The organism is Alphaproteobacteria bacterium (genome assembly GCA_030740435.1).
In the GTDB taxonomy this organism is placed as follows: Bacteria; Pseudomonadota; Alphaproteobacteria; order UBA2966; family UBA2966.
Map to the genome: position 1 here is coordinate 20,803 of JASLXG010000088.1, position 13,021 is coordinate 33,823.

At 67.6% G+C, this 13,021-nt stretch carries 10 protein-coding genes; 2 read left to right on the top strand and 8 right to left on the bottom strand.

Annotated elements, in window-relative coordinates; all coding sequences use genetic code 11:
* Positions 1 to 34: 34 nt before the first annotated feature.
* From QGG75_10320 to QGG75_10335, 4 genes are all read right to left on the bottom strand, one after another.
* Positions 35 to 1,675 (bottom strand): stimulus-sensing domain-containing protein, encoded by a 1,641-nt coding sequence (locus QGG75_10320; protein MDP6067628.1) that lies wholly within the window; start codon positions 1,673 to 1,675, stop codon positions 35 to 37.
* A 120-nt stretch (positions 1,676 to 1,795) separates the two neighbouring features.
* Entirely contained in the window at positions 1,796 to 2,494 is a 699-nt protein-coding gene (locus QGG75_10325; protein MDP6067629.1) for a response regulator transcription factor, read from the bottom strand.
* Positions 2,495 to 3,286: 792 nt separating this feature from the next.
* A complete protein-coding gene (locus QGG75_10330) occupies positions 3,287 to 4,273 on the bottom strand; it encodes an IS4 family transposase (protein MDP6067630.1) in 987 nt (328 codons plus the stop codon).
* Between the two features lie 72 nt (positions 4,274 to 4,345).
* A complete protein-coding gene (locus tag QGG75_10335) occupies positions 4,346 to 5,596 on the bottom strand; it encodes a threonine synthase (GenBank protein ID MDP6067631.1) in 1,251 nt (416 codons plus the stop codon).
* 134 nt (positions 5,597 to 5,730) lie between these two features.
* Between QGG75_10335 and QGG75_10340 the strand changes: the two genes are divergently transcribed.
* Complete coding sequence (locus tag QGG75_10340; GenBank protein ID MDP6067632.1) at positions 5,731 to 6,558, top strand: DUF3108 domain-containing protein; 828 nt, start codon at positions 5,731 to 5,733, stop codon at positions 6,556 to 6,558.
* Between the two features lie 29 nt (positions 6,559 to 6,587).
* Here QGG75_10340 and QGG75_10345 read toward each other — a convergent pair whose 3' ends face one another.
* From QGG75_10345 to QGG75_10360, 4 genes are read right to left on the bottom strand one after another with little or no spacing between them, the layout of a single operon-like run.
* Positions 6,588 to 7,409, bottom strand: a complete 822-nt coding sequence (locus tag QGG75_10345) for a hypothetical protein (protein MDP6067633.1) — start codon at positions 7,407 to 7,409, stop codon at positions 6,588 to 6,590.
* Positions 7,409 to 8,374, bottom strand: coding sequence for a 4-(cytidine 5'-diphospho)-2-C-methyl-D-erythritol kinase (locus QGG75_10350; protein ID MDP6067634.1), 966 nt, complete (start codon positions 8,372 to 8,374; stop codon positions 7,409 to 7,411). Before QGG75_10350 ends, QGG75_10345 begins: the two co-directional genes overlap by 1 nt.
* Positions 8,371 to 10,122, bottom strand: coding sequence for a tetratricopeptide repeat protein (locus QGG75_10355; protein MDP6067635.1), 1,752 nt, complete (start codon positions 10,120 to 10,122; stop codon positions 8,371 to 8,373). The genes QGG75_10350 and QGG75_10355 overlap by 4 nt, the downstream gene beginning before the upstream one ends.
* Before the next feature lie 7 nt (positions 10,123 to 10,129).
* Entirely contained in the window at positions 10,130 to 11,791 is a 1,662-nt protein-coding gene (locus tag QGG75_10360; protein MDP6067636.1) for an electron transfer flavoprotein-ubiquinone oxidoreductase, read from the bottom strand.
* A gap of 153 nt (positions 11,792 to 11,944) precedes the next feature.
* On the opposite strand from QGG75_10360, the gene QGG75_10365 reads away from it, so the two are divergent.
* A complete protein-coding gene (locus QGG75_10365) occupies positions 11,945 to 12,775 on the top strand; it encodes a uracil-DNA glycosylase (GenBank protein MDP6067637.1) in 831 nt (276 codons plus the stop codon).
* Positions 12,776 to 13,021 lie beyond the last annotated feature (246 nt).

The following is a 13,021-nucleotide window of genomic DNA, read 5'->3' on the forward strand; positions in this document are numbered from 1 at the left end:
GGTCAATCGGGCGGAAAGTTCTTAACCCGCATTATCAAACCGGCAGCTCGACCACGATTCGGGCGCCCACCACCGCGCCCTCGGCGTCATGGCGGTTTTCGGCCCAGATCGTGCCGCCGTGAGCCTCGACGATCTGGCGCGAGATCGAGAGCCCGAGGCCGGAATGGCGGCCGAAGGCCTCGCCCTCGGGGCGTTCGCTGTAGAAGCGCTCGAAGACCGCCTCGAGTTTTTCCTCGGGCAGGCCCGGCCCCCGGTCCTCGACCAGCAGGCGCACCCGGTCGTCGCGGCGTTGCAGGCCGAGCTCGATGACGCTGTCCGGGGGACTGAACGTGAAGGCGTTGTCGAGCAGATTGCGCAGCACCTGGCCGAGACGGCCTTCGAGGCCCGGCACGACGTAGTCCCCGGGTGCTGTAGCGGCGATGTTCAGATCGATTTCGGGTCGGCCCTCCGTGCGCTCGATTTCGACCAGGGTGCGGGCCAGGGCTTCGAGGTCGACCGGCGCCGCCTCGGCCCGTGCCAGTTCGGCATCGAGACGCGAGGCGTCGGCGATATCGCCGATCAGGCGGTCGAGGCGCTGCACGTCGTCGGCGATGATGGCCATCAGGCGCTGCTGCTGGGCCGGCTCGGGGCCCCGTTCCAGGGTCTCGACGGCGCTGCGGATCGAGGTGATGGGGTTGCGCACCTCGTGGGCCACGTCGGCGGCGAAGGCCTCGATGGCCTCGAGCCGGTCGTAGAGCACCGCCGTCATGTTGCCGAGCACCGCCGAGAGCTCGCCGATCTCGTCGCGCCGGCTCGAGAAGTCGGGGATGGCGGCGCGCTGGCCGGGCCGGCGGCGCACCATCTCGGCCGCTGCCGCGAGTTGGCGGATGGGCCTGACGATGGTGCCGGCCAGATAGAGCGAGAGCAGTACCGTCACCCCCAGCGCCAGCGCGAAGACCTGGCCGATGGCCAGTTGCAGCTGGCGCACGCTTTGCTGGATGTCGGCGCCACCGGCCGTCAGCACCAGCGCGCCGAGCACCCGCTTGAAGCGCTGCACCGGCATGGCGACGCTGACGATGAGGCCGCCGTCCTGGGTTTCGCGCACGCTTGAGGCGGCGTGGCCGGCCAGGGCGTGCCCCAGTTCCTCGCTATAAAGGGCGCGCAATTCGAGCTGTTCGCGGTAGGGCGGGTAGCTTTCCCAGCCCGGCATGGTGCGGGTCAACCATTCAGCCCAGCGGGCCAGGAATTCGAGCGCCGGCAAGTCGCCGCCGGGCAGCGGTAGCGGCAACATCTCGACCCGGCGCCCGGCGGCACCCAGGCGGCGACTGTCGGCCATCACCAGGGCGCGGCTATCAAAGAGCAGCGCCCTGGTTCGCTGCGTCCTCACCAGACGGCGCAAGAATTCCGCCGATAGCGCGGCATCGAGGCGGCGCCCGCCGGGCGGCCCGGCCACGGCCCCGGCCCCGATGGCGCCGGCGATGATGCCACTTTCGATCTCCAGGGCGGCGATCTTGGCCTCGATCAGGCCCTCGCGGTATTGGTCGAGAAACAACAAGCCGCCGAGCAGGATGCCCAGCGCCAGCACGTTGATGCCGAGGATGCGCAGCGTCAGCCGCGAGAGCCGGCGTTCGTGCCACTTTTGCACCTTGGGCAGCGGCGTCGCTGTCGTTGCCTGGCCCTCGCTTGGCTGCTCCATGTTATTAATTGGACTTCGCCCGGCCGCCCGCTCCCCCTCCCAACCAGCCACAGGTTACCACAGGGATTATTGATGGCTGGTTGGGAGCGGCAGCGGGCGGCCGGGCGATCCTCGCAAGCATCAGACCTCGCGGTAACGGTAGCCGACGCCGTAAAGCGTTTCGATGTTGGCGAATTCGGCATCGACTTCGCGCAACTTGCGACGCAGGCGCTTGATGTGGCTGTCGATGGTGCGGTCGTCGACGTAGACGTTGTCCTGGTAGGCCACGTCCATCAACTGGTCGCGGCTCTTGACGTGCCCCGGGCGCTGGGCCAGGGCCGTCAGGACCAGGAATTCGGTCACCGTCAGGCGCACCGGCTGGCCCCGCCAGGTGCAGAGATGCCGGGCCGGGTCGAGGGTGAGGTCGCCGCGCACCACGGCCTTTTCGGCAGCCTCGAGGTCGTCGGCCTGGGCCGCCTCGGCGCGGCGCAGCAGGGCCCGGATGCGTTCGATCAAGAGGCGCAGCGAGAAGGGTTTGCGGATGTAGTCGTCGGCCCCCATCTTGAGGCCCAGCACCTCGTCAAGCTCGTCGTCCTTGGAGGTGAGAAAGATCGCCGGCACGTCGCTGTGGCGGCGCAGCCGGGTCAAAAGTTCCATGCCGTCGAGGCGCGGCATCTTGATATCGAGCACCACCAGGTCGACCGGCTGGGCGCCCAGGCCGCGCAAGGCCTCGGCGCCGTCATGGTAGCTGCGCACCCGAAAACCCTCGGCCTCCAGCGCCATGGCCAGCGAGGCCAACAGGTTGCGGTCGTCATCGACCAGGGCGATGGTTGCGCTCATGACGGATTTGCCTCCTGGGGGAGGCGATTCTAGGCCGCCGTCGGCGTTGTGCCAAACGCCAATCGTGCAGGTGGTTACTAGAGCCGCATTTCTCAGTGCGCCCCGACGGCGCATGTCACCGGTGGAGGAAGGATCCACCCGAGCAGTAGTCGGTTTGACTTGGTAGCCGGCAGGCGGTTTCGTTGGGCAACCAACGCGGGGCCGAAGCCCTGCGACAAAGGCCGCCTAGGGCGGTTGAGCGAGCTTGCGGGCCGTAATTAGAGTGAGGCCTGAGCAGGCCTCGAAAGTGAAGTCGTGGACGCCGACCCGCCTGAGATTCGGGGAAGGCCGCGCGGGACGGGGAAGCAAACCGACGAGGGCACCCGTTCCGGTCCACCGGGATAGTTGGCACGGCACGCAGGCGGGCACAAAGGGTGATGGGGCGGCTGGGCTTGGCCTTGAGCGAAGCCAAAAACGACGGTCGTGAACGCCCGGCAGGGAAGCTTCGACTTCCTCGGCTATACGTTCGGCCCGCACCGCTATCGCAAGGATGGCCATTGGTATCTTGGCGCCAGTCCGTCGACGCAGGCCGGGACCCAATGAGAAATGCGGGCTAATGCCAATGCTGTTCACTTTGCGATCGTGATATGATTGGCGTAGGCGATTCGGGGCGATGGCGGCGCGTTGGACTGACGGTATCGGATGGGGAATTTGCCCACCTTTCTCTTGACGGCGCGGGGATTTCTGCGGCCTCGGTTGGAGACCACGCGCTCTTCGAGGATCTCCGCCAGCACGGCCTCATGGAAGGCGAGCCTATGCTGAGGGGGGAATAGCGGTCTCGATCTCCCAGCGTTCCTGGTGGAGCGCCGCCAGCTCCCGTGCCGGGGCTTCGGCCGGATCGGTGATGGTGGTGATCAGGCGGTAGAGGGGCTCGGCCCCGGCGATGCCCTTCAGGCGGTACTCGATCACCCGCACCAGCCGCCCCTGACGGTCCTGGCGGCGATCCTTGGCCGAGGCATAGATGGTGCTCAGATAGGAACCGTCGGAGAGCCGTTGCTGGCAGGGTGGGATTTGGTTCTTCTCAACCCGCCAGAGCAGCGCTGCCCCCGTCGCCGCGGCCTGGCTCCAGAGCGCGAAGCTGAAGAAACCGCGATCCGCCAAGCACAACATGTTCGGCTTGAGACGCTCCACCACGGCCTGGGCCAGGGTCTGCTCGCCGCTGGTGTAGGCGCCCAACTCGGCCCCGAAAAGAACGTGGCTGCCGGTTTTCACCAGGCAGACGAAGCGGAGTTGCGGATAGGCGCTACGCCCGCGCGAGGCACCCGGACGTCCGAAGGCAGCCACGTTGGCTGCCTCATTGGCCACTTCCTGGGTGCTGCCGTCGATGCTCACCAAGCGCCAGTCTCCATACCACGCCCCTTTCGTCTCTCGCTGCGCCAGCGGCCCAACGGCTTGCTGGTACAACTGCTTGACCGGCTCCACACCGAGCCGGCTGCGGGCCTGGGAAATCCCCGACTTACCGGCCACCGGAACAACCCCAAACGACCACGAGGGCCAGCGCAAGCCCTCCAAAAGACAGCGCAGAACCTCGCCGTAGGAAGCCTCCGCGTAGAGCGCCAGGGCGATGACGTAGTACATCATCACCGGCGCCGGAAGCTGCCGCTCCCGCAGACTGGCCCGACCCGTTCGTTCGAGAACCCCGTCAATCAAGTGCCGGGGAAAAGTCTTGGTGATGACCCCGAGGCTGATGTGGTCCGAAATCCGACTCCCTGCAGGCAATTTGGCCACTGTCCGTGCCATGTCATCCCTTTTATATGGTGGTCAGAGGGATGCAGTATACCATATCTTGTGTTGAGATGAACAGTATTGGCGCTAGAGCCTCGTTACAGCCTCGAAATCGATTTGCTGCGTCAAATCGAGCTGCTCGCCGGCCGCCGGCATGGGGTATTTGAGACCGCTGCCGCAATTATAGAGAACCACCCGATCGCTGACATTAACCAGGCCTTCGGCCAAGGCCTTCTCGAGGGCCGCTACGGTAGCCGCGCCCTCGGGACAGAGCAGTAATCCGTCTTCCCGGGCGGCCGCCCCTTGCGCCGCTTCGATGTCGGCATCGTCGACGGCGATGGCGAAGCCGCCGCTTTCGCGCACCGCCCGCAAGATAAGAAAATCGCCAATCGCCGCCGGCACGCGGATGCCGCTGGCCACGGTCTGGGCCTGGGGCCAGAGCTCGGCGTGTTCGCTGCCTTCCTCGAAGGCCTTGACGATGGGCGCGCAGCCGCTGGCCTGCACCGCCACCATGCGGGGCCGATGGCCGTCGATCCAACCCAGTTCGCCAAGTTCGGCGAAGGCCTTCCACATGCCGATCAGGCCGGTGCCGCCACCGGTGGGATAGAAGATCACGTCGGGCAACTGCCAGCCCAACTGTTCCGCCAGTTCCAGCCCCATGGTCTTCTTGCCCTCGATGCGGTAGGGCTCCTTCAACGTCGAGACGTCGAACCAGCCCGCGGGCTCACGCCCAAGGCCGACGATCTTGCCGCAGTCGTTGATCAGGCCGTTGACGCGGAAGAGCCTGGCACCCTGCAGCGCGATTTCGCGCAAATTGACCTCCGGCGTGTCGTCGGGACAGAAGACGAAGGTCTCCAGGCCGGCCCGGCTGCCATAGGCCGCCAGGGCCGCGCCGGCGTTGCCGTTGCTCGGCATGGCGGCGCGCTTCACCCCCAGTTCCTTGGCCATGCTGACGGCCACGGCCAGGCCCCGGGCTTTAAAGGATCCCGTGGGCAAACGCCCCTCGTCCTTGACCAGGATCTCGCCGCCGCCCAGCCGGCGGCTCAGTCCCGGCAGCGTCACCAGCGGCGTCATGCTCTCGCCCAAGCTGACGATATTGGCGCACGACCGCAGCGGCAGGAACTCACGGTAACGCCACAAATCCGGCGCCCGGCGTTCGAGGTCTTGCGGCTTGAGCGCCCGGCCCAGCGCTTCGAGATCGTAGCGCACCAGCAGCGGCCAGCCCTGGGGCGAAAGTTGGTGCAGGCGGTCGGCCGGCAGGCGTTCACCCGTCATGCCGCATTCGAGATGGCTGACGAAAGTGGGGCGTTCCTCGGTCAGGTTGTCGGCGAAGGCCAAGACCTGTGTCCTCCCGGATTAGTGGCTGGGGCGAGGCGAGGACCGATTGATATAGCGTCGGGACGGCCGCTGCAATCCTCGCGAGCCCCATTGACGGGCGCCGTCAGATGGGTATGACTGGCGGGCGCTGCCTCATGACGTATTACGCTACATATTTCGCCCGCCGGGCCGCTTGGGCCGGCTTGTTGGCCGCCCTCTTCTGGCTGCTGGCCTGGCCTGGCGGCAGTTCCGCCCGGGCGGCTGAAGGCTACCGCCTGGAGATGGATTATGAACTCTATATCGGCGGTTTCCTGTTGGGCCGGGCCGGCTTCCAGTTGCAGCTCGGCACCCGCGACTACCGCATCGACGCCCAGGGCCGTTCCGAAGGCCTGATCGATCGCATCGTCGGCTTTCGCAGCCAGGCCTCGTCCCAGGGCCAGGTGCTCGAGGGCCGGCCGCTGCCGACGCTCCATCGCCAGGACAACAGCTGGTTCGGCGAGCCGCGCAGCGTGCGCCTGGGCTTCGCCGCCGCCGGCCCCCAGCGCATCGAGGTGCTGCCCGAGGCCGCCGACGACGACCGCCAGCCGGTGCCCGGCGATCTCTTGGGCGGCAGCATAGACCCGCTGAGCGCCGCCCTGCTGGCCGGCATCGAAGTGGCGCCGGAGGGCGCTGCCACGCCGTGCCGCTTCGTGCTGCCCATCTTCGACGGCCGCCGGCGCTACGACATTACTTTCAAGCCCGAGCGCTGGGAAAGCATCGAGGGACCCTTTTTCAAGGGCCGGGCCCGGCGCTGTTCGGCTCTCACCCGCCGCATTGCCGGTTTTTCCCGGAACCCCTGGCTGCCGCGCACCGAGGAGCCGGAGGCCGGCCACGTCTGGTTTGCCCGCCTGGCGCCGGCAACGCTGCCCATCGTGGTCCGCCTGGAAGCCGACATCGGGCTGGGATCGCTGGTCGTCCACTTGGTTCGCTTTGCCCGGAAATAACCGGGATCAACCAAGAGCGCGTTGCCGGATCAGTTGCGCCGGGTTTGCCGCACCAGGAATTGGACCATGGTCTCGATGGCGCCGGCATCGTCGAAAACGTCATGCCCGCTGCCCGGCGGCAACACGAACGAAGCCGAATCGGGGCGGCCGCCGAGGAATTGGCCGCAATGGCCCTCCTGGTCGGCGGTGCGCTCCGGCCCATACCAGGGATCGTCGGCACTGACGATGGCCAGCACCGGCGTTGCCGCCGGCAGCGTCAGGCCGCGCACGCGGTGGGCGCCGTTGCAGGTCCACTGGGCGATGACGTGGGCGCGAAACTCCTCGCCGCGGTAATGCGCCGCCGCCACCCCACCCTCCGAGGTGCCGACCAGGAAGAGATTGTCGAAATCGATCCAAGAGAGGCTCGACAGGCGGTGCAGCGCATAGGAGATCTCGGCCAGCCTGAGGTCGTAGACGAACAGGTTGTAGCCGCCGGTCTGGGTTTTGGGATCGCACTGCAGCGGACGGAAGCGCCGGGCCAGGCTGTCGGGCGCGATGACCGCGAACCCGGCCCGCGCCAGGCGCTCGAAAAACTTGAAGTTGCCGATCCCGGTGCAGCCGTGCATGTAGAGCACCAGCGGCAGCCTGACGCCGGGGTCGTAGCGCGCCAGGTGGCTGGCCACCTCGGGGCTTTCCATGGTGGTCAGCTTGGGCTTGCCGGCCGTGACCTGGGGCAGCGCCACCACGGCCTTTTCCCAGGTCAGCTGGAGATCGGCGCGGTTGTCCAGCATCTCGGTACAGCCAGCCCCCAGCAAGGCCACAAGGACAACAGCGATAGCCGCCAGCCGCAGGCGGGAAACCGCGCCCGCCATCAACCGTAGGCCTCTGCCGCCGGGGCCGCCGTCGCCGTCGCCTGGATCCACCAGTGGGGCCGCTGGCGGCTCAAGTGCGCCGCCCCGGCGGCCGCGGCGGCCGCCGCCTGGGCCCCGGCAAAAAGTCCGAAGCAACTGGCACCGCTGCCTGACATGCGGGCCAGCAGACAGCCGGGCAGCGCGGCCAGGCGGTCCAGGAGTTCGGCGATGTCGGGCACCAGGCGCCGCGCCGGGGCCTCGAGATCGTTGCGCCTCTCGGCCAGGGCGGCGACCAGGGCCCGGGCATCGGCCGGCGCCGGCCAGGTTGGCACCGGCGACGGCGCGGCTTGGTCGAGGGCGGCAAAGACTTGGCCGGTGGCCAGCGCCGGGCCGGGATTTGCCATCACGAAGTGCAACGGCGGCAGGGTCGGCAAAGGCCGCAAGTGTTCGCCCTTGCCGCCCACGATGGTGGGCCGGCCCGCCAGGCAGGCCGGCACGTCGGCGCCCAGCCTGAGCGCCAGGGTGGCCAGTTCGCCGGCCGGCAGCTCGATTTGCCAGAGCGTCAACAGTCCGCGCAACGCCGCTGCGGCATCGGCCGAGCCACCGCCCAGGCCGGCCGCTACCGGCAAGGCCTTATAGAGCCGCATCTCGGCGCCGGCCGTGAGGCCGGGCCGGCCGGGCGGTCCGGGCCGGCCGGTCCGGGCCGCCCATGCCGCCAGTTCCCGGGCCGCCCGCATGACGATGTTGTGCTCGGGTGCCTGATTTTCCAGCGCCGCCGCGAAGGGGCCCGTGACTTCCAGCGTCAAAGCCTCGGCCGGCCTCAGTTCGAGCCAGTCGCCGTGCCGGGCGAAGACGATCAGGCTGTCGAGCTCATGATAACCGTCGGCCCGTCGGCCCAGTACATGAAGGTACAGATTGAGCTTGGCGGGCGCTGGCAGCCGCACCCCCGGCGCCTGGTTAGCCAAACGCTCGGCCCTCGTCGTCAATTGCCGGTGGCATCCTTGTCACCCGGCTTGAAGTCGGGCTTCACCTCTTCCTTGAGCCCCTTGGTGAGTTTCTCCCGGATCACCGGGATGGTGTCCCTGTCCGGCTTCAGCACCAGGGCGTGGCGCCACTGGAAAACCGCCTCGAGGCGGCGACCGGCGCGCCAGTAGGCATCGCCCAGATGGTCGTTGATGATGGGGTCTTGGGGCCGCAGTGAAACCGCCCTTTCGAGCTGCTTGACGGCGCCCTCGAACTCGCCCAGTCGATAGAGCAGCCAGCCCAGGCTGTCGATGATATAGCCGTCGCGGGGGCGCAACTCGACGGCCCGTTCGATCAGCTTGCGCGCCTTGTCCAGGTGCTGGCCGCGATCGATCCAGGAATAGCCCAGGTAGTTGAGCACCAGTGCCTGATCGGGCTTGAGCTCGAGCGAAGTGAGAAAATCCTGCTCCGCCTCGGGCCAGCGCTTGGTGCGTTCGCGACTGATGCCGCGGGCGTAATAGAGAGTCCAATGCTTGCTTTCGGGCTGGCCGATGCGAGAGATGGCCTGATCGTAGATGCCTGCCGATTCGGCGTAGCGCTCGTGTCCGCGCAGGATATCCCCCAACGTCACCAGAGCATCGATGCGTTGGGGCCGTTCCTTGGCCATGCCGCGCAGCAGCTTGGTGGCAGCCTCGACCTTGTCCAAACGGTTGAGGTTGTCGGCCATGCGGATGCGCGCCCGCCAGCCGTAGGCCGTGCCCCCGCCGATACGGGCGTAGACGGCGTTGGCCTCGGCCGTGCGCTCGTCCTGATCCAAGAGGCCGCCCAACAGCGTCAGCGCCACGGCCGAGCCTGGCTGGAGGTGGATGGCAAGCTGGACGTAGACCTTGGCCACCTCGCGGGTCCGACCCTGGGCCGCCGCCGCGGCGACGCCGTAGAACACTTCCGCCAGTCCTGCCTTGACGTCGGGCACCAGGCGGGCCGGGGCCTTTTTGCCCTGGCTTTCCTTGAGCGCCTCGAGGATAAGCGGATTGTCGGGATCCCTGATTTCCTCGAGGAACGAGCGGTAGAGTGCCGTGGCCTCGTCGAAACGACCTTGGCGGGCGAGGAAGCCACCATAGGCCTCGATCTCGCGCAGCGAACGGAAGTCCTGCTTCGCGGTAACCTCGCGAAAAGCCTCGTCGGCGGCTTGTACCCGCCCCGCCAGGTCGTTGACCAGGGCCCGGTGGTAGGCCTCGAAGAGACGGAATTTCTTCTTCTTGAGCGGCGCCAGCGCGGCCAGGGCTTTGTCGGGCTGCTTGCCGGCCAGGGTCCAGGCCTTGACCAGCGGCACCAGCAGGGCGCCGCTGCGGCGCCGGCTGGCCTTGGACAACTGCTTCTCCGCGGCCGCGAAATCGCCGGCAATGACGGCTTGCAAAGTCAGCACCAGGTTGCCCAGCACGTCGCGTTTCTGGCTCCGCAGAAGCTTTTTCGCCAGCGCCACGCCGGCGTCGATCTTTCCCACCGCCAGGGTCACGATGAAGGCCGGGTGGAGCAGCAATTCGTTGTCCGGGTCTTCGGCCAGGACCTCGGCGTAATAGCGCGCCGCCGCCACCGCATCGTTGTTGCGGTGGGCGTGGCGTCCGGCCAGGTACTTGCCGTAGACCGAGCCCTCGCTGGCGCCCTCCGCCGCTGCCGCCCCTGTGGCCGCCCCTGTGGCCGCCGTCAACCCAGCCAGGACCAGCAGGGCGGCGCCAAGGCCGCGGCCCAGCTGAGCCAATTTGCCCGCCATCACGACGTCACATATTGGGATAATTGGGACCACCGCCGCCCTCCGGCACCACCCAGGTAATGTTCTGGCTGGGATCCTTGATGTCACAGGTCTTGCAGTGCAGGCAGTTCTGGGCATTGATCTGCAGTTGCGGCCCGTCCCCGCCCTCGTCGATGATCTCGTAGACCCCGGCCGGGCAGTAGCGTTGTTCCGGGGCATCGTAATCCGCCAGATTGCGCCGTATCGGCAGCTCGGCATCGCCCAGCCTGAGATGCACCGGCTGGTCTTCGGCGTGGTTGGTATTCGAGATATAGACCGAAGACAGCCGATCGAAAGTAAGCTCGCCGTCCGGCTTGGGATAGTCGATGGCCGGACTGGCGCCGGCGGGAAGCAGACTGTCGTGATCGGCATGACGGTTGTGCAACGTCCAGGGCGCCTTGCCGCGCAGCAGAAAAAGGTCGATGCCGCTGTATATGGTGGCGGCCCACAACCCCCAGCGGAAAGCTGGCCGGAAATTGCGTGCCCGCTGCAGTTCCTCGTGCACCCAGGAATGGGCCACGCGTTCGGGGAAACCGGCGAGTTCGTCGCCCCCCGCGCCACCTTCACGCAGCGCCTCGAAAGCGGCCTCGGCGGCCAGCATGCCGGTCTTCATGGCGGTGTGGCTGCCTTTGATCTTGGGCACGTTCATGAAGCCGGCGGCGCAGCCGGTCAAGGCGCCGCCGGGAAACACCAGCTTGGGCAGCGCCTGCAAGCCGCCCTCGTTGATGGCTCGGGCGCCATAGGCGATGCGGCGGGCGCCGGCGAAAGTCCCGCGGAGCGCCGGGTGGGTCTTGAGGCGCTGCATCTCCTCGAAGGGCGAGAGGTGCGGGTTCTTGTAGTCCAGCGCCACCACGAAGCCGACCGCCACCTGGTTCTGCTCCAGGTGGTAAAGGAACCCGCCACCGTAGGTTTGCCCATCCAGGGGCCAGCCGGCGGTATGCACGACCAGGCCGGGCCGGTGCTGCTCGGGCGCCACTTCCCAGAGCTCCTTGATGCCCAGGCCGTAGATCTGGGGATCCTTGTCGTGCCGCAGCCCGAAGCGATCGATCAGGGTTTGCGACAGCGAGCCGCGGCAGCCCTCGGCGAACAAGGTGTATTTGGCGTGCAATTCGACACCTGGTTCGAACTCGGCCTTGTGGCTGCCGTCGGCGGCCAGGCCCATGTCGCCGGTGGCCACGCCTTTGACCGAGCCGTCGTCGTTGAACAGCACTTCGGCGGCGGCGAAGCCGGGGAAGATTTCGACGCCCAGCGCCTCGGCCTGTTCGCCCAGCCAGCGGCAGAGGTTGCCCAGGCTGATGATGTAGTTGCCGTGGTTGTTGAATTGCGGCGGCAGCAGCGCGTTTGGCCAGCGCAAGGAGCCGCCCGCCGAGAGGAACAGAATCCTCTCCTCGCTGACCGGCGTATTCAGGGGCGCGCCGCGGTCTTTCCAGTCGGGAAAGAGCTCGTTCAGGGCGCGCGGTTCGAGCACCGCACCGGAGAGGATGTGGGCCCCCACCTCGGAGCCCTTTTCGAGAACGCAGACCGTGATGTCGGTATCGAATTCGGCAGAGAGCTGGCGCAGGCGGATGGCCGCGCCCAGGCCCGACGGTCCGGCCCCGACGATGACCACGTCGAACTCCATCGACTCTCGGGCGACGCTTTCTTCTGCCATCAAAACACTCCGGCCGGACCGATCAGGCTACAAGGACACCAGCGGAAACAAAGGGAAGCAACGAGTTATGCCCCTCCGCCCGGCGCGGGTCAATGACCGCGTTGGCTGGCCGCCGCAAGCGCCGCATGCTAGCTTTGGCGAGAGACCCCAGCCATGACCGACAGCCACCCTTCAGCTCTTGCCCTGCTCGCCTGGTACATCGATTCCGGGATCGACGAGGCCATTGCGCCAGAGCCCCGTAATTATTATCAGCCAGCACCGCCGGCACCGCCGGTACCGCCGGCGCCGGAGCCAGAGGGATCCCAAGCTATCCGGCTGCCCGCAGCCCGGCCGCCGCGCGCCGGCGCCAGCGTGCCGCTCGACCTCGAATCTCCGGCCGCCGCACAACAGAGCGCCCAGGCCCTGGCCGCCGCCGCCGGCTCGCTGGCCGAACTGGCCCAGGCCATGCAGCGCTTCGAGGGCTGTGCGCTCAAGCACACGGCCAGCAACCTGGTGTTCGGCGACGGCAATCCCGAGGCCCAGGTGATGTTCGTGGGCGAGGCGCCGGGCGCCGACGAGGACCGCCAAGGCAAGCCCTTCGTCGGCGTCTCCGGCCAGCTTCTCGATCGCATGATCGCCTGCATCGGGCTAGACCGCGGCAACGCCTATATTACCAACATCATCTCCTGGCGGCCGCCCGGCAACCGCAAACCGACCAGCGCCGAGGTCATCACCTGCCTGCCCTTCGTGCAGCGCCACATCGAATTGGTGGCGCCCCGCCTGCTGGTGCTGGTCGGCGGTACCGCGGCCAGCGCCCTGAGCGGTCAGAGCCAGGGTATCACCCGTCTACGCGGCCGCTGGCTCGACTACCAGACCCCGGGGGGCAAGACCATCCCCGCGCTTCCCATATTCCATCCCGCCTACCTGCTGCGCCAACCGGCGCTCAAGCGCGAGGCCTGGCGCGACCTGCTGGCCATCCGCGAACGCCTCGAGCAAATGACTTGAGCGAGGCACGGCCCCGTCGCGGGTCTTCCCCTTGAGCGTCGGGATGGCTAGCCCGCATTTCTCACCGGGTCATGGCCTGCGCGTCGCTGTCGCGCCGACAGGGTTGGAGCGCTGCACCGCGCGATGTGGGACATCGGGCAAGCAGCGTGACGCACCCTGTCGGTGCGACAGCGGCGCCCGAAGGGTCGCCCCCAGCCGCGCGCCCGCTTTGGCAAAAGGTCGAAGAGCGTAGTCCCACTACGCTCA

Coding starts and splice junctions, on each gene's coding strand:
- QGG75_10330 (MDP6067630.1), bottom strand. CDS start 4,273: ATGGCACGGACAGTGGCCAAATTGCCTGCAGGGAGTCGGATTTCGGAC.
- QGG75_10360 (MDP6067636.1), bottom strand. CDS start 11,791: ATGGCAGAAGAAAGCGTCGCCCGAGAGTCGATGGAGTTCGACGTGGTC.
- QGG75_10340 (MDP6067632.1), top strand. CDS start 5,731: ATGACGTATTACGCTACATATTTCGCCCGCCGGGCCGCTTGGGCCGGC.
- QGG75_10320 (MDP6067628.1), bottom strand. CDS start 1,675: ATGGAGCAGCCAAGCGAGGGCCAGGCAACGACAGCGACGCCGCTGCCC.
- QGG75_10355 (MDP6067635.1), bottom strand. CDS start 10,122: ATGGCGGGCAAATTGGCTCAGCTGGGCCGCGGCCTTGGCGCCGCCCTG.
- QGG75_10325 (MDP6067629.1), bottom strand. CDS start 2,494: ATGAGCGCAACCATCGCCCTGGTCGATGACGACCGCAACCTGTTGGCC.
- QGG75_10345 (MDP6067633.1), bottom strand. CDS start 7,409: ATGGCGGGCGCGGTTTCCCGCCTGCGGCTGGCGGCTATCGCTGTTGTC.
- QGG75_10365 (MDP6067637.1), top strand. CDS start 11,945: ATGACCGACAGCCACCCTTCAGCTCTTGCCCTGCTCGCCTGGTACATC.